Raw genomic sequence first — 25,520 nt, 5'->3', positions numbered from 1 at the left:
AGCCGGACACGCCGACGGCGGGCCCGCCCTCCCCAGGGGCGTCCCGCCGTCGTTTGCTGCTAAGGAATGCTTAGCTGTAGAGCGCGTTCTTGGGCTCGTTGTTCTTGACCTTCTGCCAGCCGAGCCAGAGGAGCACCGCGAAGAACGGGATGGTGGCCAGGGTCCACAGGCCCAGGTAGAACACCTCTCCGGTCTTGCTGGTCATGGTGTCGAAGCCGATCAGCACTGTGATGGCCAACAGGCCGAGCAGGCCGGCCCAGCTTGTCCACGGCGATCCGGGCATCGGCAGGCTGGAGGTGACGCCCTTGCGGTGGCGGAGCACGATCTGGCTGGCGAAGATGGCACCCCAGGTGAAGATCACGCCGATCGATGCGGTGTTCAGGGCCAGGTCGAACGCGTGCGAGCCGCCCAGCCAGATGTTCAACAGGATGCCCACCAGGTAGAACGCCGCGATAGCCAGGATGGCTGCGTACGGGACGTGCCGCTTGGACATCCGGGTGAGCCACTGCGGGGCGTGGCCGTTGTTGGCCATGGTGCGGAAGACGCGGCCGATCGAGTACAGGCCGGAATTGCAGGAGGACAGCGCGGCGGTGATGACGATCATATTCATCACGTCACCCACCCAGGCCAGGCCCATCTGGCCGAACACGGTGACGAACGGGGACGTGCCCGCCACGTACTGGTCGGACGGCAGCAGCATGGCCAGCAGGGTCACGGAGCCTACGTAGAACACCACAATCCGGAGTACGACGGCGCGGATCGCCTTGGGCACTTCGCGTTCCGGGTTCTGCATCTCGCCGGCGGTGATGCCCACGAGTTCGATGCCGTTGTAGGCGAAGATCACGGCGTTGAGGACCAGGACCATTACCAGGGCGCCCTTGGGGAACATGCCGCCTTCGGCAGCGAAGAGGTTTGCCACGGAGGCGTTGCCGTCGCCCACCTGGGCGTTGGTGACCACCATGAAGGTACCGACCACCAGGAAGATGAGGATGGCGCCCACCTTGAGGCAGGAGGCCCAGAATTCGAATTCGCCGAACGCCTTGACGCTGAGCAGGTTCACTGCCACCAGCAGCGCCAGTGCCGCCATGGCGGAGGCCTCCACCGGGACGTTGGGGAAGAAGAACTGGAAGTACAGGCCGATCGCGATGAGCTCGGCGATGCCGGTCATGCCCCAGTTGATGAAATACATCCAGCCGGACAGGAACGCGCCCTTCTTGCCGAACATCTCGCCGGCATAGCTGACGAACGAGCCTGAGGTCTGGCGGTACATGATGAGCTCACCCAGGGCCCGCATCAGCAGGTAGGCGATGACGCCGGCAATGGCGTACGAGAAGATCAGGGCCGGGCCGGTGGAGGCGAGACGGCCGCCTGCGCCCATGAACAGGCCGACGCCGATGGCGCCGCCCATGGCGATCATGGTGACATGGCGCCTGCCCAGCGTCTTGCTGTAGCCCTCGGCACTGAGGGAGGGATCGACGGCGGTGGATGGTGCCGTGCTGTTCTGGAGATCGGTGGGGGTACTTTGAGGCACAACTGTTCCTTGTGGGTTGGGGGTTGGCCGCATCCGGAATACGAAGTAATCCAGCTCACAAATTCGGCGTTCTGCTCCTGCAGCAACCGTTTATAAGTCCGATTCCTCGTAAAGCCGAAGCTTCGCGCGGCCTGTCCATCCTACAAGACACCAGAGGTGCTACGTGACGTGGGCTACAGCGGCCTCTCTCCAGGAGCAGATTCTGCTGCCCGTCCAGGCCCACCCGGTAGCTCTGCATCGGGTCCATGCCGGGCAGCCGGCCGAGACGGCGCGCACGGAACCGTCGCGACTGGCACTGCCCCTCCTGCACCGCGATGTTTCAGCGCGCCGGTCCCCCGTAAAGATCCGTTTACGCGAACCTCACCGTTTCCGGAGGGTGCCATTTAGACGGTTCCCCGCAGGTTCGACGGCGCGAGACGTCGAGCGGGCAGGGAACCGTCGAAACGGCGGGGGTAGCACGGGAATCACGCCGCCACTGCGGCCGCTTTGCGTCGCCGGGCCTTTGCCAGCCGCGTCCCGATCAGGCCCTGCCGGGGGCTGAAGAGGTAGACGGCGCCGAACACCACGCCTTGGGTCAGCACCACCATGGCCCCGGACGCGGTGTCGAGGTAGTAGCTGATGTAGATGCCCGCCACGGAGCAGAGCGCCGAGATGGTGGGCGCAATGACCAGCATCCGGGAGAACCGGTCCGTCAACAGGTAGGCGGTGGCCCCGGGGATGATGAGCATGGCCACCACCAGCACCACGCCCACGGTCTGCAGCGCCACCACGGACGTCAGGGCGAGCAGCCCGAGCAGGAGCGCGCCGAGCCGGCGGGGCGAAAGCCCGATGGCATGCGCATGGGTGGGGTCGAAGGCGTAGAGGGTGAGGTCGCGGCGCTTGAGGATGAGGATGGCGAAGGCCACCACGCCGAGCACCAGCACCTGGATCAGGTCCGGGACGCTGACGCCGAGGAGGTTGCCAAAGATGATGTGGTTGAGGTCGGTCTGGCTGGGCGTGACGGAGATCAGCACCAGGCCCAGCGCGAACAGCGAGGAGAACACGATCCCGATTGCGGCGTCTTCCTTTACCCGGCTGGTGTTGCGGACCAGCCCGATCAGGGTGACCGCCACCAGCGCGAACACCAGCGCACCCAGCGCAAACGGGGCGCCCACGATGTAGGCAAGCACGACGCCGGGAAGCACCGCGTGCGAGACGGCGTCACCCATGAGGGACCATCCGATCAGAACCAGCCAGCAGCTGAGCACGGCACAGACGACGGCGGCGAGCGCGGTGGTGACGATGGCCCGGACCATGAAGTCATAGGACAGGGGTTCGAGGAGGAGTTCCATCAGGCGGTCCGCTCCTTCCGGGCATGCATGTCCTGGTCCGGCAGATCGCGGTTCAGCACGTCCAGGCCGAAGGCCATCGCCAGGTTCTCCGGCTGCAGCACCTGCTCCGGCGGCCCGTGCATGAGCACCCGGTGCATCAGCAGCACGGCCTCGTCGCAGAGCTGGGGCAGGGCGTGCAGGTCGTGGGTGGATACCAGGATGGTGCAGCCGTCGGAGGCGAGCTCGCGGAGCAGCCGGGTGATGGTGGCCTCCGAGCGCTTGTCCACGCCGGCGAAGGGTTCGTCCAGGAGCATGGTGGTGGCCCCCTGCGCGATCCCCCGCGCCACGAACGCGCGCTTCTTTTGGCCGCCGGACAGCTGGCCGATCTGGCGCCCGGCGTAGCCGCCCAGTTCCACCCGGTCCAGTGCCTCGTCGACGGCGGCGCGGTCGGCTTTGGACGCGCGGCGGGTGAAGCCCTGGTGCCCGTAGCGGCCCATCATCACCACGTCGCGGACGGACAGCGGGAACTGCCAGTCCACCTCCTCGCTCTGCGGCACATATCCGATCCCGCCTTCCCGGCGGGCCCGGCCGGGTGACTTCCCGTTGATCCGGACCGTGCCGGCGTCGGGCTTGATCATGCCCATGATCACTTTGAACAGCGTGGACTTGCCCGAACCGTTCATGCCTACCAGGCCACAGATCCGGGCGGGATCGAGGGTCAGGGAGGCGGCATCCAGCGCCAGGACCTCGCCGTAGTGGACGGTTACGTTGTCAACGAGGATGGCGGGCGTGCTCATGACACGGCTCCGGTGAGGGCCTTGGTGATGACGTCGGCATCGTGCCTGATGAGGTCCAGGTAGGTGGGCACTGGGCCGTCCGCTTCGGAGAGCGAGTCCACGTAGAGGGTGCCGCCGAACTTGGCGCCGGTGGCACCCACCACCTGCTGCATGGGGGCGTCCGAGACGGTTGACTCGCAGAACACCGCGGGAACGTTGTTGGCCTTGACGTACTCGATGGCCCGGGTGATCTGCTGCGGGGTGGCCTGCTGCTCGGCGTTGACGGCCCAGATGTAGAGCTCTTTCAGCCCGGCGTCGCGGGCCAGGTAGGAGAATGCGCCCTCGCAGGTGACCAGGGCGCGCTGCGCCTCCGGCACTCCGGCCAGGCGGGTGGTCATCTGGTCCTGCACGGCCTGGAGTTCTGCCTTGTAGGCGTCACCGTTGGCTTTGAAGGCCTCGGCGTTGTCCGGGTCCAGCTCCGAGAAGGCCTTCACCATGTTGTCCACATAGGTTTGTACGTTCAGCGGCGACATCCAGGCGTGCGGGTTCGGCTTGCCCTGGTAGGCGTCCTCGCTGATGTTCATGGGTTCCACGCCCTCACTGACCACGGCATGCGGCACGTCCAGCCCCTCGACGAACTGGGCGAACCACGCTTCCAGGTTCAGCCCGTTATCAAGGATGAGGTCGGCTTTGGACGCTTTCCGGATGTCCCCCGGCGTCGGCTCGTAGCCGTGGATCTCGGCGCCCGCCTTGGTGATGGACTCCACCGTTAGCTTGTCCCCCGCAACGTTCCGGGCGACGTCGGCCAGCACAGTAAAGGTGGTCAGGACCACCTTCTTGCCGTCGTCGCCGTTGCCGGCGGCGCCGCCTCCGCAGGCGGTGAGCAAGAGGGAAAGCACGACGGCTGCAACGGCCGCGGTGCGGAGGCGCAGCCGCTGTGTGGCGCTGGTCCGGGCGGCTACTTTGGCGCACCGAAACGTAAATTTAGGCATACCGAACATTTTACGCGAAGCAGGTTTCCGCGGGCAACGCACCCTGCCCTGCCCCGGGATAGGCTGAAACCATGGCAACCGCCCATCGCATTCCACCTGCTCCGCAGCCACAGCTGTACCGGTTTACTCCCCTAGACTTCACCGCAGTAGGGCTTTTCGTGGCGATCGCCGGATTCTTTGCATTCGGGGGTGGCCTTCTGGCCCCCTTCCTGCGCCAGGTTGCCCCCTCCCCGGCGGCCGTATCCTACGCGGCAAACCTGTTGTGGTTTGGTTCGGTGGGGATCGTAGCGGTTGTGGCTGCCCGGCGGGTCGCAAGCAGGGACCTCCGGGTCCTTGCCACCCGGCCATGGTTCACCCTGCTAATGATTCCAGCGGCAGTGGTCGCCATGATGGTCTTCACGGCGCTGGTAGTGACTGTTGGTGGAGAAGTACAGACGTCAGCAAACCAAGCGGGTGTGCAGTCGCTGATCCAGCAGGTTCCTGCCTGGCTCATGGTTCCGCTGTTGGTGCTTGTAGGGCCCTTTGTCGAGGAGTACATCTTCCGGCACCTGCTGATCGGCAAGCTCAGCCGCCGTGTCAACATCTGGGTCTGCTGTGCGCTGTCCGTGTCCCTGTTCGCGGTCATGCACATGATGAGTCAGGGGACCATCACACTGACGGTGCTGCTCCCATACCTGGCGATGGGCGCCACCCTGGTGTTCGTCTACGTCTGGACCGGGAAAAACCTGATGTTCTCCTACTTCGTCCATGCCGCCAAGAACCTACTGGCCGTCGTCTTTCTCTACGCCATCCCGCCGGAGCTGTACGACCAGCTCCAGCAGGGCGTTCCGGCCTAGGTGCCGGTACGGACCGTCAGGACCGCGCTTTTGGCAAGCAGGTGGGCAAACGGGTTCTGCATCAGCTAAGCCTGATTACTACACTTGGACGGTGAGCAACCAGATCCCCGCCCCGGTGTCCGACGTCTTCGATCCCACCCGCTGGCGCGTGGTGACCGGCTTTGAAGACTTCCAGGACATGACCTACCACCGCCAGGTGGAGCGGGATTCCGACGGCGGCTGGGTACGTGACCTGCCGACGGTCCGGATCGCCTTCAACCGGCCCGAAGTCCGCAACGCATTCCGGCCGGGCACCGTGGATGAGCTGTACCGCGCCATGGACCACGCGCGGATGACCCCGGACGTGGCCACCGTCCTGCTCACGGGCAACGGCCCCTCCCCAAAGGACGGCGGCCACTCGTTCTGCTCCGGCGGTGACCAGCGGATCCGCGGCCGGGACGGCTATAAATACGCCGACGGCGAGACCCACGAAACCATCGACCCCGCCAGGGCCGGCCGGCTCCACATCCTGGAAGTCCAGCGGCTGATGCGGACCATGCCCAAGGTGGTCATCGCCGTCGTCAACGGCTGGGCGGCAGGCGGCGGACACTCGCTGCACGTGGTGGCGGACCTCACCATCGCCTCCCGCCAGCACGGCAAGTTCAAGCAGACCGATGCCACCGTGGGAAGCTTCGACGCCGGTTACGGCTCGGCGCTCCTGGCCCGCCAGATCGGGCAGAAGGCCGCCCGGGAGATCTTCTTCCTGGCCCGCGAATATTCCGCTGAGGACATGGTCCGGATGGGCGCCGTGAACGAGGCCGTGGACCATGAACGCCTCGAGGAGGTGGCCCTGGAGTACGCGGCTGACATCGCCCGCCAGTCGCCGCAGGCCATCCGGATGCTGAAGTTCGCCTTCAACCTTGCCGACGACGGCCTGGCCGGCCAGCAGGTGTTCGCCGGTGAAGCCACCCGGCTGGCATACATGACGGACGAGGCGGTGGAGGGCAAGGAAGCCTTCCTGCAAAAACGCGACCCGGACTGGTCCTCCTTCCCGCACTACTTCTAAGGCAGGCGCGGCAATGAGCAGCGGTCCCCTCAACATCGAACCGGCCCTGAAGGCCCTGGCGGCCGCCCTCCATGGCGAGGGCCCCGCCGTCGAACTTTCCATCGCCGGGGACGGCTCCCTGGTGGTGGGCCACGTTGAAACGCCCGGCTGCGACGATGCGGTGGCCGTGGTCCGCACCTCCGGATCCACCGGAACGCCCAAGGCGACGGTCCTCACCGTGGAATCGCTAGCCGCGTCCTCCATGGCCACGGCGCTGGCGCTGAAGGGTGAAGGGCAGTGGCTGCTGGCCCTGCCGGTGCAGTACGTGGCAGGTATCCAGGTGCTGGTGCGTTCGCTGTTCGCTGGCACGCGCCCCTGGGTTATGGACATGTCCGGCGGGTTCACGCCGGAGGCATTCACAGCCGCGGCACTGGAGCTGACGGACAAGATCCGCTTTACCTCACTGGTTCCCACCCAGCTGCAGCGGCTCCTTGATGACCCGTCACCCGAAACCTTGGCGGTGCTCCGCCGGTTCAACGCCGTCCTCCTGGGCGGGGGTCCGGCGCCTGAGTCCCTGCTGGACGCTGCCCGGGACGCCGGTGTACGCGTTGTCACCACCTACGGGTCCGCCGAATCCTCCGGCGGCTGCATCTACAACGGCTACCCCCTGGAAGGCGTCTCCGTCCGGGTGGACGGGGACGGCCGCATCCTGCTGGGCGGCGACACCATCGCCGCCGGCTACCTGGAGGCGCCGGACCAAGAGTCCGGCACCTTCTTCGAGGAGGACGGTGTGCGCTGGTACCGCACCAACGACCTCGGCAGCATTGACGACGACGGCCGGCTCACCGTGCTGGGCAGGATGGACGACGTGATCATCACCGGCGGCATGAAAGTCTCCGCTCTGCACGTGCAGGAGGAACTGGAAAAGTCCGACGGCGTCACGGCCGCGTTCGTGGCCGGCGTCCCCTCCGCGGAGTGGGGCCAGGCTGTGGCCGCGTATGTTGCCCTCGCGGACGAACCCGCCGCCCCGGGTGCCGCCGGTTCCGTCGCTGCACCGGGGGAACGCGCCGTCGTGCTTGAACAGGAATGGCACCGCAGACTGGGAGTACTGGCGCCCAAGACCGTGCTGGCCGCCTCCGCCCTGCTGATGCTGCCCAACGGAAAACCCGACCGGGTTGCCATGACCGCCGAACTCAGCGCCCTGCACCAGGGAAAGTAGAGTGGACCTGCACCAAAGCGGCGGGTGCGTGCTTTCCGCCCCGCCGGACTCCCGATTCAATACGAGGTACTAACCGTGGCCACAGCCGCACAATGGATCCAAGGCGCGCGACTGCGAACCCTGCCCGCCGCGATAGCGCCGGTACTTATCGGCTCCGCTGCCGCCTACGAGATGGATTCGTTCCTCCTGTTCAACGCCATCCTCGCTGCGCTGGTGGCCCTGCTGCTGCAGGTGGGCGTGAACTTCGCCAACGACTACTCCGACGGCATCCGCGGGACGGACGATGACAGGGTGGGCCCGCTGCGCCTGGTCGGTTCCGGCGTGGCCAAGCCGGAGCACGTGAAGCGAGCCGCGTTCGGGACCTTTGCTGCGGCGATGGTGTTCGGGCTGGTCCTTGTGATCATCACCCAGAGCTGGTGGCTGATCCTGGTGGGACTGGGCTGCGTCATGGCAGCGTGGGGGTACACGGGCGGCAAGAACCCCTACGGCTACATGGGCCTGGGCGACGTGTTCGTGTTCGTGTTCTTCGGCCTGGTGGCGACGCTCGGCACCACCTACACCCAGGCAGGGCAGATCAACCTGCCCGCCATCATCGGCGCCATCGGCACCGGGCTCATCGCCACGGCCCTGCTGATGGCCAACAATGTGCGGGACATCCCCACGGACATGCAGGTGGGCAAGAAGACCCTGGCCGTGCGGCTGGGCGACAAGCATGCCCGGGAAAGCTACGTGCTGATGCTGGCCGTGGCCATCCTGCTGGTGGTCATCCTGGCTCCGGCGCGGCCGTGGATGCTGATTGTGCTGCTGCTGATACCGGCCTGCTTGATGCCGTCCTGGCTGATGATCAACGGCCGCAAGCGCAAGAGCCTCATCCCGGTGCTGAAGCAGACCGGCCTCATCAACCTCGGGTACAGCCTGCTGTTCTCACTGGGCCTGGTGCTCAGCCACGGGTTCTAGGCCCTAGCTGCGCGGCTTGTGGTCCTTCGCGTCATTGCTGATGGCGATGTCCGGGTTAGCGTCCAGGAGCGCGTCCTCTGCGTTGGCGTCCTGGACCTCATTGGCCGAGCGGAGCGGCTTGGCCTTGCCGGAGAACCGCCGGTGCAGGGCTGCGGCAGCCTCGTCCCGCTGCTTCTGGAAGAAAAGGTAGCTGACGGCGAAGGCGATCAGGGCGGCACAGATCACGGACATCAGGACGCCCAGCTGCAGGAGCGTGAACAGCACGAACAGCGGTGCGAAGAGGGCAAGTCGGATCAGGGAATATTTCAAAAAGGCCACATTCAAGTTTAGCCGTCTCCCGCCCGGGCTCCCGCGGCCCTGCGGGCGATAGACTTGATGGCATGCTCCTCCGTGTGGCTTTGGCCGTGGCAGTCCTCGTCATCTTCGTGTATGGCCTCGTGGACGTGATCCGCACGGACGGCCGGCTCACCCGGGGAATTTCCAAACCCGCATGGATCGTGGTGATGATCGTCCTCCCCGTCCTGGGCGCCATCCTCTGGCTGCTCATCGGGCGGCCGCGCGGTTCCGCCCCGCAGCAGCAGAACTACCGGCACCCCACCGCCCCGGACGACGACCCCGATTTCCTCCGTAACCTTGAACTCCGCCGCCGCAACGAGGCCGAGGCTGCCCGCCTGAAGAAGCTCAAGGAAGAGCTGGATGCCAAGGCCAAGGACGATGGCGGCAAGGACAAGCACGAAACCGACGAACGCGATAACGACGGACGGAAGTAGGACCTATGGCTCACCAACCTGACGGAGAAGAACGTCTGCGGACCAATGCATCCGGGACCGCTTATCCGGCAGAGGGGCAAGCCACTGAACCGTCCGATTCGTCCGCCGGCCAGCCCCCGGCACCGCCTCCCACCCAACACGCCCCGCCGCCGCGGCCGGGGCTGTCCTATTCCGCACCTGCCCCCATCGCCGTCATCCCGCCGGCCCCGGGCACCATCAGGCATGGCCGCACACTGTGGCTTGCCAGCTTCCTGGCGGGCCTGGCCGTCCTGGTGGGTTCCTTCCTCACCCGCGACGGGCACCTGGAACGGCTGCGCGGAGTGGTGGAGGAGATGGCGCCGGGCGGTGACGCAGCGGCCGTGACCACCGCCACCGGGATCGTTTTTTGGGGAAGCGGAGGAGCCTTGCTGCTGGCGATCCTCCTTGAGGCAGCGATGCTGGGCGTGGTGCTGGGCCGGCAGGGCTGGGCCAGGTGGGCCCTCATCCCGCTGCTCGCCGGCCACGCGCTGGTGATGATCGTGGCCATCGCGTTCCTCGTCCCCGAGGGTGACGGCGCCAGCTACGTCCTGCTGCTCTGGGGCGCCGAACTGCTCCTGGCCCTGGCCGGGCTGGTGATGTTCTTCCTGCCCTCAGCGAACGCCTGGCTCAAGACGAGCCACCCCGCCGGCTGACCGCCGGCCGCTCAGGCGGAGTGCCGAAGCGGCTGCCGCTGCCGGGTGGATGCTTCCGCCAGCAGTCCCTCACAACTGCGGATAACAACCCTGCAGGCGTCCAGCGCGGCGCGGTCAGTCAGCGGGTTCTCGGCCACCGAGCGCCACCGGACCAGGAACCGGCGGGCCTCGTCCGCCACGTCGTCAGGGCTTGTTTCCTCGCCCAGCCCCAGCCGGACGTGCGGCGCAGCGCCCCAGCCCCCGATCAGGCCTTCTGCCTCCGCTGCCAGTTCCGGGCGGAGAGGCACGCCTGAAGTCCGCAGCGTGGCAAGCAGCCGCAGTTCCCGGAATTCGTGGGCATTGGCCTGCAACCGTTCCAGCGCGGCGGCCAGCTGCCCGGTATCCGGGCGGGGGGAGGTGCGCAGCAGGGATTCCACCCCCACCAGGGCGGTCCGGGCCTTCAACGCCTCCGCGCGCGCCTGGAACTGGCGGTTGAGCAGCTCCAGCAGCGGATCCAGGCCGCTACGGCGGGCGAGTTCATGAGCAAGCGGCGTGGGTTCGTCGAACCCGTTCCGGAGCAGGACGACCGCCAGCCGGATACCGAACAATCCATACCTGGACAACAGCGAAACTCGGGCCTCCGCCGTCAGGCCGTCCGGTCCGGCAGACCGGACGAACCGGTCGGCAGAGAGCAGCATCTTTTCGCGGTCGGCACGCTCCAGGTCTGCCAGCAGTTGCAGGGAGGCAAAGTCCTGCTGGCGCATGGTGCGGGCGCTCTGGGCAAGGAGGCCGGCCACGGGGACCACGCCCAGGGCCAGCTTCCGCAGGTTGTGGTCCCGCCGGTACCGCTCGGCGATTTCCCCGGCCGAGAGCAGCGAATCAATGCGCCCTGCGCCTACCTCATCCGCGCGGGACAGGACCGCGAGCGCATTGACGGTGCCGGAGCGGCCCGCCTCCGTGTCCCGAAAGGATTCGAGGAACCGGAGGTCGGAGGCGTGCATGTGGCGCATCAGGTAGATGATCGCGTCCGCTTCCGACGGTGTGTCCCCGGGCGTCAGGAAGCTCGTGGACCGGGCAGACACGTCCTCGGAAAGGGAGGCGATGCCCGGCGTATCGATCAGGGTCATGTTCCGCAGCGTGGGCGACGGCCACTCCACGTCCAGCCGCTCCACGTCCTCCGCCTGCACGGCACCCAGGACGAACACCAGACGGCCCTCCACACGCTTGAGCGGCAGGATGCGGGGTTCCCCGTCCCGGGGGTGGAGGGTGATGCGGGGCGTGCGCCCGTACCGGTACCACGTGACGATCCTGGTGCATTCGCCCGTGTCCGTGGGCGCGATTTCCTCGCCGATAATGGCATTCAGCAACGTTGACTTGCCCGCCTTCACCATCCCGGCGATGGCTATCCGCAAGGGCTCGGCCAGCCTGCGGGCATAATTGCGCAGCACCCCGGCAGCCACCGGGTCATCGCCGTAAACTTTCAGGGCCTCCTGGACCAGGCCAGCGGCACCGTCAATGGTTGAACCGGTCATCCTGCGCCCACAGACGTGAGCTTCTGGGCGCCGGCTGCCACCTCGGCAGCGACCGCCTCCGCCGCCCGGTGGAGGGCATCGACTTTCTTGAGCTCGGCCCTGATGTCCTTGATCCGGACGTCCTTCTCCAGCGCATAGGTGGTGGCAGCCTTCTGCGCTGCGCTCACGGAATCGGTCAGGGAGCGGTGGTGTTCTTCCGCGATCTCGGTGAAGTGGTCGCGGATGGACCGCTGCACCAGCCGAAGCCGGTCCTTGAGCTGCTTGCCCACCTGGAATGTCACGTCGTCGATTTGCCGCCTGACCAGCGCCTTCGCTTCGCCCTGCCGTCGCTTGAGCCGCGCCTCCTTATCCTCCCGGTACGCTTTGCGGCCCAGCAGCAGGCCGGCGCCGACGGAGAGCGGATTGATCAGGGCCATGCCGAAGATGCCGGTCAAAAGGCCGAACATCAGCACGCCACCATAGGAGCCGCGCATGCCGATCAGCACTTTTTGCATCGGGTTGATGCGGCCGTCGTCCATGTCCGGCATTGCGTCCACGGGATCCAGCGCGTCACCGGAATCGGACACGCGCATGACCGGCAGTGACACTTCCTCGGCGGCGAAGTGCTCGGCAACCTGGGCCGCCAGCCACTGCGCCCGCTCGCTGGTCCACACAAAGGTGTCCGAGATGGCGGCGGCGGCGCATTCCTCCAGCCACTTGGAAAACTCGTTCCAGCTTGGTCCCGGGTCCCCCTGGTCGATGGCAGTCTCAGCTTCCCTCTGGATGCGGCGCAGGCGGTCCCTTAGGTCGTATTCCATGTCCGCAATGAGGTCGCTGATGCCGTCGTTGAGGGTGATCTGCCACCGCGCCGAGCGTTTGCGGAGTTCGTCCGCCTCGGTCCTGGCCATTTCCAGTTCAGCGATCATCCGGGGCGTGCCCTCGGGGTTTTCGAGTGCTTCAAGCTCTGACTGCAGTGAGAGCCGAAGGTTTTCGGTAACGGAGAGCAGGTCTTGGCTGACGGAACGGCGCTGCAGGCGCTGGGCCTTTCCGACGATCTCATTCCGAAGGTGCGTAATCAGGACCGGAAAGCCGGATTCGGCGTTCAACTCGCGGTCCTGCAGGCGCGCAGCCTCCAGCCGCAGGTCTGAGGACACGGGGAACAACGGAATATCCGGAGCCACCCTGCCCAGGTGGGCACGGTCCGTTTCTTCCACCCGGCGCCAGTCCGGGTACAGATCCGTCTTGGACAGGACACCCACAACGCTGGGGGTGATCCGCATGGCCTGGCGGAGGAAACGCAGTTCAGGTTCGGTGTACTCCTGTGAAGCATCCGACACCAGCAGCATGGCATCGGCGGTGGGCAGCGCGGTCAGGGTGGTCAGGGTGTGGGACGAGCCCATCCCGCCAACGCCCGGGGAGTCAATGACGGTAAGCCCGCCGGTCAGGATCTTCCGGGGCAGGCAGACCTCCGCGGCCACGAGCTTCTTGCTGTTTCCCGGGTTGCCATGCTCGGAAACATAGGCCGGGAGGTCGGCAAGCGGGATGGGCTGCCGTTCCACACTGGCCTCGTCGGCGCCGTCCTTGTCAGCTTTGGGAACCAGGATGGACGCCGATGCAGGGTCGCCGTAGCGGACCACGGTGGGCACCGAGGTGGCAATATCATCATCCACGGGACATGCGGGGGCGTTGACCAGGGCGTTTATAAGTTTGCTCTTTCCCTGCTTGAACTCGCCCACCACGATGACGCGGATGCTGGGGTCCTTGAGCCTGCCCAGTGTCTGGTCCAGGCGCTTCCGGAGGTCCGCCCGGTCCCCGGTGCCGACCAGTTGAAGGCCGTGCTCCACCAGTTTGATAAGCTGCGCCGCCGTCGCCGGGGTAGTGGGTTTTGCCGGTCCTTCTTCTGCCACAGCGTGTCCTTTTCCTCGAGCCGCGATTTGGAATGTGGGATGGGTTGGGAAGAGCCCGGCAGGTGTTCTGGGTTCACCTGCCGGGCTGATTCCGGTGTGCTACAGCGTTGCCTCCTAGAGCGTTACGTCGTCCCCTGCCACATTCACGTCTTCGACCTCAATGTCCGTGTCGATCTCGGTGGTGTTGGTGGTCTCCTCCGAGTAGCTGAGTTCGTTGTCGGCGACAATGATGTTGTCCTGAAGGACGGCGGTCTGCGAGTTGTCCTGGAACGAGTCCTCGACGTCGACATCAACATCGGTGGAGTTGTCTTGGAATGAATCCTCGATTTCCACCTCGGTGGTGTTGGTCTCCGTGGTCGAGTTGTCGTTGAAGGAATCCTCGAAGTCAACGTCGATGTCGGTGTTCGTGGACTTGTCCTCGTTGAAGGACTCGTCGATCTCGACGCTCTCGTCGTTGAAGGAATCGTCAATGTCAACGTCAACCGAGTTGTCCGTGGAGTTGTCGGAATGATCCGAGTTGTCGTTGAACGAGTCCTCGATGGAGTTGTCCGAGTTGTCCGAGTTGTCGTTGAACGAGTCGTCGATGTCGGCGTCCACGTCCACGTCGGTGTTGAAGGAGTCGTCGATGTCGGTTTCCTCGTTGCCGATGTTAACGTCGCCGCCGGCCTTAATGGAGTTGTCGGTGGAGTTGTCCGTCGAGTTGTCGGTGTTGTAGGAGTCCTCGATGTTGTTGGAGTCCTTGACGTAGGCGTCGTCGCCGGCAGCAACGGCACGGTCGCCGGAGGCGATCACGGAATCGTTGTCGAACCACTGCTTGACGTCGCCGTCGGCCCAGATGTTCTGGTTGACCGACTGGTCAACGATGTTGTCGCGGTCATCGACCGTTGAGGTGTAGGAGTAGTTGTTCACCACGTGGTGCAGCTGCTGGACAGCATGGGCGTGGTCGTCGCCACCGTGGTTGCCGCCGCCACCATGTCCGCCGCCGCCGTGTCCGCCACCGCCGCCATGGTTGCCGCCACCGCCGTGGTTGCCGCCGTCGTTATCCCGGGTCCAGGAGGTGTTGCCACCGGTGTTGTAGTCGCGGTCGAACCGGGAGTTGACCGTGATGGGTGCGTAGTCCAGGACAACCGGCATTGCGGCGTCAACATCCGCCGAGCAAACGTGGCCCAGGCCGTGGTCTTCCAGGACCTTCTCCGGATCATCCAGGAAGTCCTGCGCGGCCTGGCGGTCGCCGAAGAGGTGCATCAGGAACTGTACGAGGTCGTTTGCGAGTGTCATTTGATGGTCCCCTGGTTTCTCTGAGTTGAATTTCGCCAAGCTTCGTTGCCGGGCTTGGATCAAACGTATGGTCCGGGTGCAGAACCGGGCATCGGGCCGATTCCCCCTTCCAGCAGTCCCCCTGCTGGGGAACTGCCGCACCCCCTGTTAGGGGCATTAGGGGTTCACTCGAGAGGAGGATTCTCCGAGTTCAGGGCTACGCGCAGCCGGGCCAGCAGGTCCGATCGGTTCTCCGCTCCGAGGCGCCGGCGCATGCGGGCAATGTGGTGTTCGGCCGTTCGTGGGGAGATGTAGATGGCTTCGCCGATCTCCCGGTAGGTCTTGCCCTCAAGCACCAGCCGGGCCACTTCCTTTTCCCGCTCGCTGAGCCCCGTCCCGTCGGGATGCATGCCGTTTCCCGTCTCGGAAGGGGCGGTACCGGATTCGACCGAGCCGGAGCTTCCCCCGCCCGCGGAGCTGCCCTGCGGATGGAGGTCGCGGGCACAGGACAGCAGACGCACCATGTCTTTGCGATCCTCCGCCTTCGCGGCAGCGTGGCCAGCCAGCCGGGCACCCTCCCAGGGCATTCCCACCCTGCCCAGGCTTCGTGCTGCCGCTTCAACCTCGGCGGGACTGAACCTGTTGGCCAGGACGGAAACCCATGCTTTGCCGGCGGTGGCGAGCACCGCCGCGAGGTGGCTGTGGTTCGCCGCGCGGGCCAGTGCTGCGGCATGGGGTGCGAGGTCCGACGGGCTCTCGCTGAGCATGGCTGCCTGGACTGCCGCCCAGTGGAACGGCACAGCCCACAGAGGCGGATCACCGAGGCGGCCGAGCAGCCGGTTCGCCTCGTCGAAATAGTGCACAACCCGGCGGGTTTCCCGGAGCCGGGCTGCAGCGATCATCAGTTCGCCCCACGGCAGGAGGCTGTAAAGATCGACGGCGGTGTGCAGCATCGCCTCGCGGGCCCGTTCCCAGGCCTTGAGTAGTTCGGGAACGTCGCCGTTGCGGCGTGCGAGGCCAACTTCCAGTGCCGAGCACAGGAATTCGTCCCGCGGCACCAGCGGCCAGTGGTTCGTTTTGGACGCCTCGTTGATGGCGAGCCGGGCATCCTCGAGTTTGTCCTGCATCATCGCCGACCATGCCTGCAAGAGGAAGAGCCGGGGCTTGGCCCCGTTGCCGCCCTGGCCCGCCGCAGCCGCGGAACGGCAGACGGTTTCGGCCAGATGCGGCTCCCCGCTGTGCAGGGCCACCAGTGCGGCCAGCGCGGCGGGTGTCTCCGGCATGGGAAGCGCCGTGCCGGCGGCGTTGAGCATATCCGAGGCGTGGATCAGGAGGGGGAGGCCCTGGTGCGGATCAGCCGCAAGGGACTCCAGGAGGCCCTTGCCGGTCTGGGCGAGCGTGGTGGCCAGGAGCGTGGGCGAGGCCGGCGGCGCGTCCGCACGGAACAGTGCTTCGGCGCCGGCACGGTTGCCGCAGCCAAGCAGGGCGACGGCGGCGAGGGGCGCCGATTGCCCCACCCGCGAGGACCCCAGCCAGCTGTAGATGTCGGCGCCGCGTGCCAGCATCCCGCGCTGGGCCCAGACGGCGGCTGCGACATCGGCACCACGGCGCACGTCCGGCGGGTCCTCCTCAACCAGGAGGGTGTCGATAATGCGCGTGGCGGTGTCCAGGTCGCCGTCGCCCGCCGCGGCCTGGGCACGCCGCGCGGCGGTGGCAATCTCGTCGGCACCGGCCAGCAGTGCTTCACCGTACAGCTGGTAGGCCAGCCCTGGATCGTGGTTCAAGGCCTTGTTGGCAGCGTGCTCCAGCTCCAGGGCCACCCGTGGATCGGCAAGGCCGCCACGGGCCAATTCCCGTGCCACATCACCCAGCGGCTGGCCGGCAGCGGCGTAGGCGGCCACCAGTTCGCGCTGGAGCGCATGGACTTTCGCGGTGGGAGCAACGGTCAGCAACGCATGCTGTGCCTGTCCCACAACCGTGCCATCGGTGGTCAGCAGGCCTGCGGACTCTGCGCGTTGCACCAGGACATCCAGGCTGTCCACCTCGCCGCCGTCGATCCTGCGCTGCAGGCCGGCAGGCAGCGGTCCCGGAAGGGTAAAGCCAACGGACAACGCCAGCAGCAGCTCCCGTACGGCCGCGTTCTCGCCCTTGAGCTGCCTGGCCATGTGTTCGGCGGCGTGGGCCGGCTGCCCCTGGTGGTTCGGCTCCGCATGTGCCGGTTCCTCGGCTCCGGTGTAATCGCCCAACATGCTAAGCCCCCGGTTCCGTCGGAGCGGCAGTTTCCACTGCCGGCGCTTCTGTTGTGGTCTGTACCGGTTCCGTCACCGGGGCCGGATCCTCGGTTGCCGTTGGCTGCGGATCTTCCGTAACCGGCGGTTCCGAGGTGACGGGCGGTGGTGGATCCGAAGTTTCAGGTGGTGGAGGATCGGAGGTTACAGGCGCGGGTTCCTCCGTCGCCGGCGGAGTACTTGTGCCGGGATCAGTCGGCGCGGGGTCAGTCGTGCCAGGCGTCGTCGGATCCACCGTTCCCGGCGCCGTCGTGGGGGTGCCGGTAGAATCAGTAGTGCCGGGCGTCGTCGTACCTTCGGTACCGGACACTGTGTCCGGGGAGGTGCCCGGCGCCGCAGCACCCGTTACGGAGTCGGACCCCGACGTGCTGTCCGCCGAAGGCTCACCAGCTGGACTCTTCTCAGCGGAGGCCGACGGCTTGCTGGTAGGCGACGCCTCGACCTCGAGGCCGGCGCTCTGCGACGATGCCGGCTTCTCCACTCCGGCCTCGATGCCTGCCAGCGGCGCCGCCCCATCGCCAGCGGCCCCGACCGCGGCTCCCCCGGTTCCGTCACCGGCGCCGGATCCGCCGTCGGATTTCGCCCCCGGTGCGGCTTCTGCACCCGGCTGGAAGATGGATGCGAGGTTGTTGAAACCCTCCGGGCTTTGGGCAGCGGTGGCCGTGAAGACGGTGAGCATGGCGGCGGCGGCTGCGATGGCGGTCAGCCGTACTGTCGGCTTCGGAGCATGCGCCCCGCCGTGGTGTCCGTGTCCGGGACCGTGGGCGGCAGTGGCACCCGCCGGGCCCTTCCGGGACCAGCTGGCCGGCCGGACCGGCAGATGAGCGCCCTCTGCGGCGGAATCCGCGGCAGCGGCTTCCGGCTCCGCGGCCGCCGCGGGAGCAACCTCCGGCAGTGCCAGTACCGCGGACACGGCGGCCCCGAGGCAGATGGAGGATTTGGGATCGGCATCGACGGCGATGGGCCGGTCCAGCTGTTCGGAGACCAGCTGGGCCACCAGCGGGATCCGGGAGGAACCGCCGATGAGCAGGACCGCGGTGAGGTCTGCAGGTTCCAGCTCCAGCTGCGCCAGCGACTGTTCCAAGGCGTCAACGGTATCGCGGACCGGCTCCTCGATCAGTGCCTCGAACTCGAACCGGACCAGGCGGACCTGCTGCTGGAGGCCAGGCAGGAGCACGGAGATGCTGGCCTCGCTGTCCGAGGACAGGGCTTCCTTGGCTTCCACGCATTCCCGCCGCAGCCGGGCCAGCGCCGCGAGCACATTCGGGTCTTCGGCGTCCAGGCCGGCCATGGCTTCGCCGGTGTTTCCGGCCACGAAGCGGAATACTGCGGCATCAAAGTCGGCGCCGCCGAGGTCCTCAATACCTTCCGGCCGTCCCAGCACCTCGAACCGGTTACTGCCGGTTTTGCGGAGGACAGCGGTATCGAAGGTCCCGCCACCGAGGTCGTAGACGGCCACCGTGCTGCCGTCCTCCACCCGGACCTGCGATGCGTAGTGCAGCGCAGCCGCTTCGGGCTCAGTCAGCAGCGTGACGTTTGGCAGGCCGTGGGCGGCCAGGGCGTCCCGGACCACGGACGTGCGGTGGCTGCCCCAGGCGGCGGGGTGGGTCAGGATGACTTCCGACGGCGGCTCCCCCTCCCGTTCCGCTGCCCGGTCCGCCACCCAGCGGGCCATGGTGGCGAAGACGTCTTCAGGCGGAAGGGACAACGTGCCCACGGAAATCGGCACGGAATCGCCAATCCGGCGCTTGAACTCCCGCACCACGCGGCCGGGGGAATCGAGGCCGCGGCGCTCTGCCGCCTCCCCCACCAGGATGGGGCCCTCCTCCGGGTAGTACACCACGGATGGCACGGCAGACCCGCGAAGACCCAGCGGAAGGCACTCCGGAATGGGTTTGATCCCCTGCTGAAAACGGACAACGGCGGCTGCCGTGAAACTGGTCCCGACATCAATGGCGAGAACGTAGCTCATGGGGTACCTCAGGCAAACTTGCGTTTCGCCTGCAAACTTCATCACGGGCGAACGTCACCAACGTAGCATCACCGGCGGACCGGGAACACCCCCATTGCTACATCGATTTGTTATTTGCCCGGGCCACCCCGGGCTTTCCCGAGAATCCCCTGCTCAGAGGCCCGAGTAGGAGTGGAGGCCGTTGAAGAACTGGTTCACGATGGTGAAGTTGAAGATCACGCAGAGGTAGCCCACGATCGAGAGCCAGGCCGCCCTGTTGCCGGTCCAGCCGCGGGTGGCCCGTGCGTGCAGGTAGCCGGCGTAGACCACCCAGATGACGAACGTCCAGACTTCCTTGGTGTCCCAGCCCCAGAAGCGTCCCCAGGCCTTCTCCGCCCAGATGGCGCCGAACATCAGCGTGAAGGTCCAGCCGATGAACGCGATGGCGTTGATCCGGTACGACAGGTTCTCCAGGCTGAGCGCGGAGGGCACCAGGCGCATGAAGCCGAGCTTGTCCGCGCCGCCCGCAGCCACCGTCTTCTGCCGGTGCGACTGGACCAGCTGCAGGGCGGACATGGCGAAGGTCAGCGTGAACAGCGCTGATGAGAGCACGGCGATGGAGACGTGGATGATCAGCCAGTAGCTCTGCAGGGCGGGCACCAGGTGCCCGACCGGTGTCCAGTAGGCCACAGAGGCAGCCACTAGCATGATGATGGCCAGGCCCACCACGAACGTTCCCAGGAACCGGAGGTCCCGCCGGACCAGGACCAGGAGGAACACGGCAATCGCCACGAACGCGCCGGTGGTCAGGAACTCGTACATGTTGCCCCACGGCACGCGCCCGGCGCCGAGCGCCCGGGTCACCACGCCCGCCCCGTGGATCAGCGCACCGAGGACGGTCAGGGCCACCGCTACCCGCGCGGGAGCGCGGCGCTCGGCCGCGTACTTCATGTCGGCGTCGGCCGTTACCACTCCCCCGGCACCGGCCGCTTTGGCCGTGGACGACGACGGCCGCTCGGCCCGGCCTGCCGGCCCGCCAAGGCGAGCCTCATCAGGACGGGATCCGGCAGTTGAGGACTCTGCCCCTGCCCCGGCTGCTACCGGAACTTTGACTGCTTCTTCAGCTTGCGCGGCCTTGAGGTCGATGGCCCGCAGCGCCTTGCTGCTCTTGGCGAGGTCCCAGGCGAAGGCGAGGAAGGCAACCGTGTAGGTGCCCGCCGCAAGCAGCATGAAGAGCTCGCTGTACTGGCCCATGGTCTCGTTGATTCCGAACGGCATTACTGGTCCTTTTCGGGCCCGGAGGGGCCTGCTGGGGTGGATACGGAGGAAGGTTCGGCGGGCGCGTCCCCTGGCAGCCGCCATTCAGTGGAGAACAGCTTGCGGAGGGTGGCAGCCTCGGCGGCCAGGCGGTGGTCCTCGCCGCGGGCCAGGAGCCCGTACTCCACCATGGTCCGGCCGTCTTCGTGGGTGCCGGTGCGCACCCAGGCCCGGCGGCGGTTGACGTACAGGGAGAGGATCAGGCCGGCAACAGCGAGCAGCGCAAAGATCAGGGCGTACAGCTGGCCGGGATTGTGGTGGATGTCCACGCCGATGTAGCGCTTCACGCCGTCGAAGCTGATGCTGCCCTTGCCGTCGGGCAGGGTGTAGGAGGTTCCGGGTGCCAGGGTGATGCCGCCGGCGTCAAGGTTGCGGGCGTTCAGCGGCGTCAGGTCCTCCACGTCCAGCTCGAAGACGTTCTGCGGAGCGCCGTCGTCCAGGCCAAGGTCTCCGAAGTAGGAGTTCAGGGTCAGCTGCGGGTTGAAGAGCTCGGGGTCCCCGCTGAAGGACACGCCCTCATCCGTGACGAACGCGGTGGGGAGGAAGAAGCCTGCGAAGCCCAGCTGGTCCGGCTTGGCATCGGGGACCTTGATGACCACGGACGAGTAGTAGTTATCCCCCTGCAGCTTGGCCACCACGGGCCCCTGCATGGCGATGTTGCCCTCCCCGTCCCGGATGGTCACCACGGGCGCGTACCCGTTGCCGGTGAGGTAGATGCTGGTGCCGCCCAGGGTGACGGGATCGTTCACCTTCAGGACTTCCTGCTTGGCGGGCGCGTCCGGGTTTTCCCGGGTGGTCACGGCGGCGGCGAAGTCGATGGGCTGGCCGAACTTGCCCTGGGACTCGCGGTCGAAGGTGATGTCGAACTTGTCCAGCTGGATCGAGTACGGCTGCAGCTGGCTGGACTGGAAGTTGATGCCCGGGTTGAACTGGTCGTAGCCCACCAGGGTGTTGACGAAGGTGTCGCCTTCCACGAGGATCCGCTGGCCGCTGTAGCCGAACAGTCCCCCAATTGCCACCGAAACCAGCACGCCGATCAGGGAGGTATGGAAGACGAGGTTGCCCACTTCCTTCAGGAAGCCGCGTTCGGCACCCAAAGACGGCCGCGCGCCGTCGTCGTCCCTCACTTCAACGCGGTAGCCGCGCTTCCGCAGTAGCCCGGCGGCACCATGGATGGCGTCCGACGCCGGGATTCCCGCGGAAGCGGGAATGACCAGTGTGCCGTACTCGGGCAGGCGGGACAGTCGCTTGGGGGTGCGCGGCGGCTGGGAGCGCATCGCCCTGTAATGGGCGATGGCGCGGGGCACCACGCAGCCGATGAGGGAGATGAACAGCAGCAGGTAGATGGCAGAGAACCATGCCGAGGAATACACGTCGTAGAGCTGGAGGGAGTCCAGCAGCTTGCCGTAGTCCGGGTTGTCCTTGATGTACTGGGTCACCACGGCCGGGTTGGCCGGGCGCTGCGGGAAGAGCGAGCCCGGGACCGCAGCGACAGCCAGGAGCAGCAGCAGGAACAGGGCCGTCCGCATGCTGGTCAGCTGGGTCCACGCCCAGCGCAGCATTTCCTTGGGACCCAGGGCGGGCAGCGCGGCGCCGGCCTTGGCCTCCAGCACTTTGGCGCCGGGCTCGTTGTCGCCTGCCTCGGCTGCGGACTTCTTCTCTACGTTCACACGCTCGCTCATCAGATTGGCAACTTCACGTCGGTTTGGAACCAGTACTGCAGCTCGGTCACCCAAGCTCCCCACACCCCGGTGGCCATCAGCAGGCCCAGGACCACCAGGATGCCGCCGCCGATGCGCTGGATGGCCAGGCGGTGCTTGCGGAAGAACGCCATCACGCCCATGCCGCGGCGCAGGGCGAGGGCGATCAGCAGGAACGGGATGCCCAGCCCCAGGCTGTAGACGAAGGCAAGGAACGCACCCTTGGCGGCGGAGGAACCGCCGGAGAGGCTCAGCAGCTGCACGGCGGAGTAGGTGGGGCCGATGCAGGGCGCCCACCCCAGCCCGAAGGTCAGGCCCAGCAGCGGCGCGCCCCACAGGCCTGCCGGCGGCTTGGCATGGATTTTTGCATCGCGCTGCAGCCAGCTGAAACCGCCCATGAACACCACGCCCATGACGATCACCAGGAGGCCAAGCAGCTGGGTGATCCAGGCATTCTGGGAGCCCGTAATGAGGGTTCCCAACTGGCCGAAGGCACCGCCCAGGAGCACGAAGATCACAGAGAAGCCAAGGACGAACAGCCCGATGCCCACCAGCATGCGGCCACGCTTCTGCTTCTGCAGGTCTACGCCGCTGAGGCCCGTGACGTAGCCCAGGTAGCCCGGGACCAGGGGCAGGACGCAGGGCGAAAGGAAGGAAACCAGTCCCGCGAGCAGGGCCACGGGAATGGCCAGGAGCAGCGAGCCGCTCAGGATGGCTTCGGCGAAGGGACTGTTCACGGGTCCGCTACTCTGCCACGGCTGCGGTGATGAGGGCCTTGAGGGTGCCCTTTTGGATCTCCCCCAGGACGCGGGACGCCACGCGCCCCTCCTTGTCCAGCACCAGCGTGGTTGGTACGGCCCCCGGCGGGACCAGTCCGGACACGGCGAGCAGGACTCCGCCGTCCTTGTCGTCGAAGCTGGGATAGGTCAGGTTGAACGTCTTGTCGAACGCCTCGGCGGTGGCCTTCTCGTCGCGGAGGTTGACGCCGAAGAACTGCACGCCCTGGTCCTTGAACTCCTGGTGGAGCTCCTCCAGGATGGGCGCTTCAACCCGGCACGGGGCGCACGCGGCGAACCAGAAGTTCAATACCGTCACCTTGCCCTGGAAATCAGCCGGTGCCACTGCCGTGCCGTTGAAGAGCGTGCCGTTGATCTGGACGGCCGATTTGCGGTCCGCCGCGGCGAATTCCGTGACGGAACCGTCCCCAGCCACATAGTTCTTGTTGTCCCCGGCCTTCGCCTGCTGTGCCAGGGCGTCCTCCTGGGCGCAACCGGACAGGCCCATGGTCAGGGCGGTCAGGGCCAGGCCACCGGCAGCGAGGACGCTGCGGCGGGAACTGACGGGCCCTTTGCCTGCCGGGGTGTTCCTGAAATTGCTGTCAGTCACTACTAGGCTCCAGGGGTGCTGGCGGCACCGGGAAGAAGGGACGCCGCTGGTTCGCTGTACTGGACGCGCAGGAGCGTGCCGTCGTCGTCGAACACCAGCGACGTGATGGATGTCAGGGTGCATTCGCGCTTCCGCGGGTCATGCCACAGCGGCTTGCCCTCGGCGTTGAGGCGGGTTGCCCAGATGGGAAGCTGATGGCTGACCATGATTGCCTCCGGGCCGGCCGCGCCGAAATCGCCGTCCGCAAGTTCGATGGCGCGAAGACGGGCTTCCTGGACTGCGGCCATCACCCGCGAGGCCTGCTGCTTGTACGGCTCGCCCCAGGACGGGCGCAGGGGGTTGACCAGCCGGGGCCAGTGCTTGGGCCGGCGCAACTCGGCCTTGCTGACCTTCATGCCCTCGAAATAGTTTTCGGCCTCGATGATCCGCTCATCGGTGTGGATTTGTAGGCGCAGCGCCTCCGCGGTGGGAGCCGCCGTTTCCTGGGCCCGGTCCAGCGGCGAAGCGGCAAGGTAGGTGATCCGGGCACCGTTTTCCACACGCTGCCGAAAGTGCTCGGCGAGCATGCGGGCCATCTCCCGCCCGAGTTCGGACAGGTGGAATTCGGGCAGCCTTCCATACAGGACGCCGTCCGGATTGTGGACCTCGCCATGGCGGAGCAGATGGACAGTGGCTTGGGGCATGTTTACCAGTTTCTCAAAGATGGCGTGCGATCCGAAATCTTCCGCACATGCTTTCTACAAAGAGTAGAACTGAAGTTTTTGAAGAAATGTTCCGAGGGTGGGAACAAAAGATGCAAATGCATGTTTATACTGGATGCAGCAAGATAGTTGAGTCTTCAACAGATGAAGGTTCAACCCAACCGTCCCCGGCACGCAAGAATCAAGGAGCATCACCATGGCACTTCCCGCAGACATCACCACCGGCACCTGGACCCTCGACAACTCCCACAGCGAGATCGGCTTCACCGTCCGCCACGCAGGCATCAGCAAGGTCCGCGGCCAGTTCACCGAAGCCGCCGCAACCCTGCAGCTCGCGGAGGATGTGGCCGATGCCAGGATCGAGGCCACCATCAACACCGCCAGCTTCGACTCCGGCGACGCCAACCGCGACGGCCACGTCAAGGGCGAGGACTTCTTCGACGTGGAGAAGTTCCCGGAAATCTCCTTCGTCTCCAACGGCCTGGTCGCCAAGGGCAACAGCTACGAACTGAACGGCGACCTCACCATCAAGGGCGTCACCCGCCCGGTGACACTGGAGACCGAATTCAACGGCGTGGCCGTTGACCCGTTCGGCAACACCCGCGCCGGTGTTTCCGCCGAGACCACCATCAGCCGCAAGGACTTCGGCCTCACCTGGAACGCAGTCCTGGAAACCGGCGGTGTCCTGGTCAGCGACAAGGTTGCCATCAACCTGGAACTGGCCTTCATCGCTCCCGCCGCGTAAGCAGCCCCCCGGAACAACCTCCGGCACCGGCCAATGGGCCGGCGCCGGAGGTTTCCGTCTTAATGGCGTTCGTCGTCCGGGCCTGCGCAGTGACGTCGCCCCTTGCACGCGAGCAGTCCCTGCCCACCGAGCCTCGCCCTGACACCGCCGGGCGGGACTACAGTGAACGCCATGACCAACTCTTCCCGCCTGCCGCAGGGCGGCTTGGGCGCGCTGTTTTCCGTCGCCGGCCGGCCCGTCGAAATCAAGATCTCATTCTGGATCTGGTTTGTGGGCGGGGTCCTTGCCGTGATGGGCGGGCTCCTGGGGATGCTGGCATCCCTGGTGCTCTTTGCCGCCGCGCCTGCGGCCGCTGCAGCCGTCGTCGCCCTGATGCTGCTGGCCGCCGCCGTTGGGGCCGCGCAGATGGTCTTCGCGGTCAAGATGAAAGCCGGCCGGAACTGGGCGCGGGTGGCCCTGACGGTGCTTGCCGGGATCACCCTGGTCCTGGCCGGAGTTAATACGGCATCGGGCATGGGGCAGGGTGCAGGAAACTGGACAGCCTTCCTGGTCAGCCTGGCGGCATCAGTACTGATGTGGCTGCCGAATGCGCAGGTCTGGTTCGCCGCCGCCACCGGGCGGAATACCTCGCCAGAATGACCCACAAGGCGGCAGCCCGGGGGTACGGTGGACTTAAGCCTTGCTGGGGGTCG

Annotated in this window: 23 protein-coding genes; 8 read left to right on the top strand and 15 right to left on the bottom strand. The window is 66.4% G+C overall.

What is annotated here, in order from left to right:
- Nucleotides 1–70: 70 nt before the first annotated feature.
- The 4 genes from AC5RT3_RS14585 to AC5RT3_RS14570 all read right to left on the bottom strand — a co-directional run bounded on the left by AC5RT3_RS14585 (nt 71) and on the right by AC5RT3_RS14570 (nt 4,609).
- Nucleotides 71–1,531 carry an amino acid permease gene (locus AC5RT3_RS14585; protein ID WP_494051639.1) on the bottom strand — a complete coding sequence of 487 codons (1,461 nt, stop codon included), beginning with the start codon at nt 1,529–1,531 and terminating at the stop codon, nt 71–73.
- 464 nt (nt 1,532–1,995) lie between these two features.
- Entirely contained in the window at nt 1,996–2,862 is an 867-nt protein-coding gene (locus AC5RT3_RS14580; protein ID WP_494124525.1) for a metal ABC transporter permease, read from the bottom strand.
- A complete protein-coding gene (locus tag AC5RT3_RS14575; RefSeq protein WP_494124524.1) occupies nt 2,862–3,638 on the bottom strand; it encodes a metal ABC transporter ATP-binding protein in 777 nt (258 codons plus the stop codon). The genes AC5RT3_RS14580 and AC5RT3_RS14575 overlap by 1 nt, the downstream gene beginning before the upstream one ends.
- Entirely contained in the window at nt 3,635–4,609 is a 975-nt protein-coding gene (locus AC5RT3_RS14570; RefSeq protein ID WP_494124523.1) for a metal ABC transporter substrate-binding protein, read from the bottom strand. The genes AC5RT3_RS14575 and AC5RT3_RS14570 overlap by 4 nt, the downstream gene beginning before the upstream one ends.
- Nucleotides 4,610–4,680: 71 nt before the next feature.
- On the opposite strand from AC5RT3_RS14570, the gene AC5RT3_RS14565 reads away from it, so the two are divergent.
- From AC5RT3_RS14565 to AC5RT3_RS14550, 4 genes are all read left to right on the top strand, one after another.
- A complete protein-coding gene (locus tag AC5RT3_RS14565; protein WP_494051646.1) occupies nt 4,681–5,445 on the top strand; it encodes a CPBP family intramembrane glutamic endopeptidase in 765 nt (254 codons plus the stop codon).
- Between the two features lie 91 nt (nt 5,446–5,536).
- Complete coding sequence (locus tag AC5RT3_RS14560) at nt 5,537–6,490, top strand: 1,4-dihydroxy-2-naphthoyl-CoA synthase (protein WP_494124522.1); 954 nt, start codon at nt 5,537–5,539, stop codon at nt 6,488–6,490.
- A gap of 13 nt (nt 6,491–6,503) precedes the next feature.
- Nucleotides 6,504–7,688 (top strand): AMP-binding protein, encoded by a 1,185-nt coding sequence (locus AC5RT3_RS14555; protein ID WP_494124521.1) that lies wholly within the window; start codon nt 6,504–6,506, stop codon nt 7,686–7,688.
- 75 nt (nt 7,689–7,763) lie between these two features.
- Nucleotides 7,764–8,645: a 1,4-dihydroxy-2-naphthoate polyprenyltransferase gene (locus AC5RT3_RS14550; RefSeq protein WP_494051649.1), complete on the top strand. Its 882-nt coding sequence runs from the start codon at nt 7,764–7,766 to the stop codon at nt 8,643–8,645.
- 3 nt (nt 8,646–8,648) lie between these two features.
- On the opposite strand, the gene AC5RT3_RS14545 is transcribed toward AC5RT3_RS14550, so the two are convergent.
- Nucleotides 8,649–8,963, bottom strand: coding sequence for a DUF4229 domain-containing protein (locus tag AC5RT3_RS14545; RefSeq protein WP_494124520.1), 315 nt, complete (start codon nt 8,961–8,963; stop codon nt 8,649–8,651).
- A gap of 62 nt (nt 8,964–9,025) precedes the next feature.
- On the opposite strand from AC5RT3_RS14545, the gene AC5RT3_RS14540 reads away from it, so the two are divergent.
- Nucleotides 9,026–9,415, top strand: coding sequence for a PLD nuclease N-terminal domain-containing protein (locus AC5RT3_RS14540; protein ID WP_494051651.1), 390 nt, complete (start codon nt 9,026–9,028; stop codon nt 9,413–9,415).
- A 5-nt stretch (nt 9,416–9,420) separates the two neighbouring features.
- Nucleotides 9,421–10,086, top strand: coding sequence for a hypothetical protein (locus AC5RT3_RS14535; protein WP_494124519.1), 666 nt, complete (start codon nt 9,421–9,423; stop codon nt 10,084–10,086).
- A gap of 11 nt (nt 10,087–10,097) precedes the next feature.
- Here the strand turns inward: AC5RT3_RS14535 and AC5RT3_RS14530 are convergent, their stop codons facing one another.
- The 10 genes from AC5RT3_RS14530 to AC5RT3_RS14485 all read right to left on the bottom strand — a co-directional run bounded on the left by AC5RT3_RS14530 (nt 10,098) and on the right by AC5RT3_RS14485 (nt 24,065).
- Complete coding sequence (locus AC5RT3_RS14530) at nt 10,098–11,597, bottom strand: dynamin family protein (RefSeq protein WP_494124518.1); 1,500 nt, start codon at nt 11,595–11,597, stop codon at nt 10,098–10,100.
- Nucleotides 11,594–13,483, bottom strand: coding sequence for a dynamin family protein (locus AC5RT3_RS14525; protein ID WP_494124517.1), 1,890 nt, complete (start codon nt 13,481–13,483; stop codon nt 11,594–11,596). The genes AC5RT3_RS14530 and AC5RT3_RS14525 overlap by 4 nt, the downstream gene beginning before the upstream one ends.
- 114 nt (nt 13,484–13,597) lie before the next feature.
- Nucleotides 13,598–14,761, bottom strand: a complete 1,164-nt coding sequence (locus tag AC5RT3_RS14520) for an IniB N-terminal domain-containing protein (protein ID WP_494051655.1) — start codon at nt 14,759–14,761, stop codon at nt 13,598–13,600.
- A gap of 164 nt (nt 14,762–14,925) precedes the next feature.
- Nucleotides 14,926–16,989, bottom strand: a complete 2,064-nt coding sequence (locus tag AC5RT3_RS14515) for a LuxR C-terminal-related transcriptional regulator (protein ID WP_494051656.1) — start codon at nt 16,987–16,989, stop codon at nt 14,926–14,928.
- Between the two features lies 1 nt (nt 16,990).
- Nucleotides 16,991–19,000, bottom strand: a complete 2,010-nt coding sequence (locus AC5RT3_RS14510) for an Hsp70 family protein (protein WP_494051657.1) — start codon at nt 18,998–19,000, stop codon at nt 16,991–16,993.
- A gap of 153 nt (nt 19,001–19,153) precedes the next feature.
- Nucleotides 19,154–20,257: a c-type cytochrome biogenesis protein CcsB gene (gene ccsB, locus AC5RT3_RS14505; protein WP_494124516.1), complete on the bottom strand. Its 1,104-nt coding sequence runs from the start codon at nt 20,255–20,257 to the stop codon at nt 19,154–19,156.
- The gene (gene resB / locus AC5RT3_RS14500) at nt 20,257–21,978 is read right to left on the bottom strand and encodes a cytochrome c biogenesis protein ResB (protein ID WP_494124515.1); all 1,722 of its coding nucleotides are present in this window, start codon (nt 21,976–21,978) and stop codon (nt 20,257–20,259) included. The genes ccsB and resB overlap by 1 nt, the downstream gene beginning before the upstream one ends.
- Nucleotides 21,978–22,733, bottom strand: a complete 756-nt coding sequence (locus AC5RT3_RS14495; protein WP_009356672.1) for a cytochrome c biogenesis CcdA family protein — start codon at nt 22,731–22,733, stop codon at nt 21,978–21,980. The genes resB and AC5RT3_RS14495 overlap by 1 nt, the downstream gene beginning before the upstream one ends.
- Nucleotides 22,734–22,740: 7 nt before the next feature.
- Nucleotides 22,741–23,280 carry a TlpA family protein disulfide reductase gene (locus AC5RT3_RS14490; protein ID WP_494124536.1) on the bottom strand — a complete coding sequence of 180 codons (540 nt, stop codon included), beginning with the start codon at nt 23,278–23,280 and terminating at the stop codon, nt 22,741–22,743.
- A gap of 104 nt (nt 23,281–23,384) precedes the next feature.
- Entirely contained in the window at nt 23,385–24,065 is a 681-nt protein-coding gene (locus AC5RT3_RS14485) for a histidine phosphatase family protein (protein ID WP_494124514.1), read from the bottom strand.
- Nucleotides 24,066–24,279: 214 nt separating this feature from the next.
- Here AC5RT3_RS14485 and AC5RT3_RS14480 point away from each other — a divergent pair, with 214 nt between their 5' ends.
- Together AC5RT3_RS14480 and AC5RT3_RS14475 are read left to right on the top strand one after the other, a co-directional pair.
- Entirely contained in the window at nt 24,280–24,828 is a 549-nt protein-coding gene (locus AC5RT3_RS14480; protein WP_494124513.1) for a YceI family protein, read from the top strand.
- 171 nt (nt 24,829–24,999) lie between these two features.
- On the top strand, nt 25,000–25,467 hold the full coding sequence (locus AC5RT3_RS14475; RefSeq protein ID WP_494124512.1) for a hypothetical protein: 468 nt from the start codon (nt 25,000–25,002) through the stop codon (nt 25,465–25,467).
- Nucleotides 25,468–25,520 lie beyond the last annotated feature (53 nt).

This window comes from Arthrobacter sp. Y3221159, from assembly GCF_059089885.1.
This window is presented reverse-complemented; position numbering and strand designations above follow the sequence as displayed.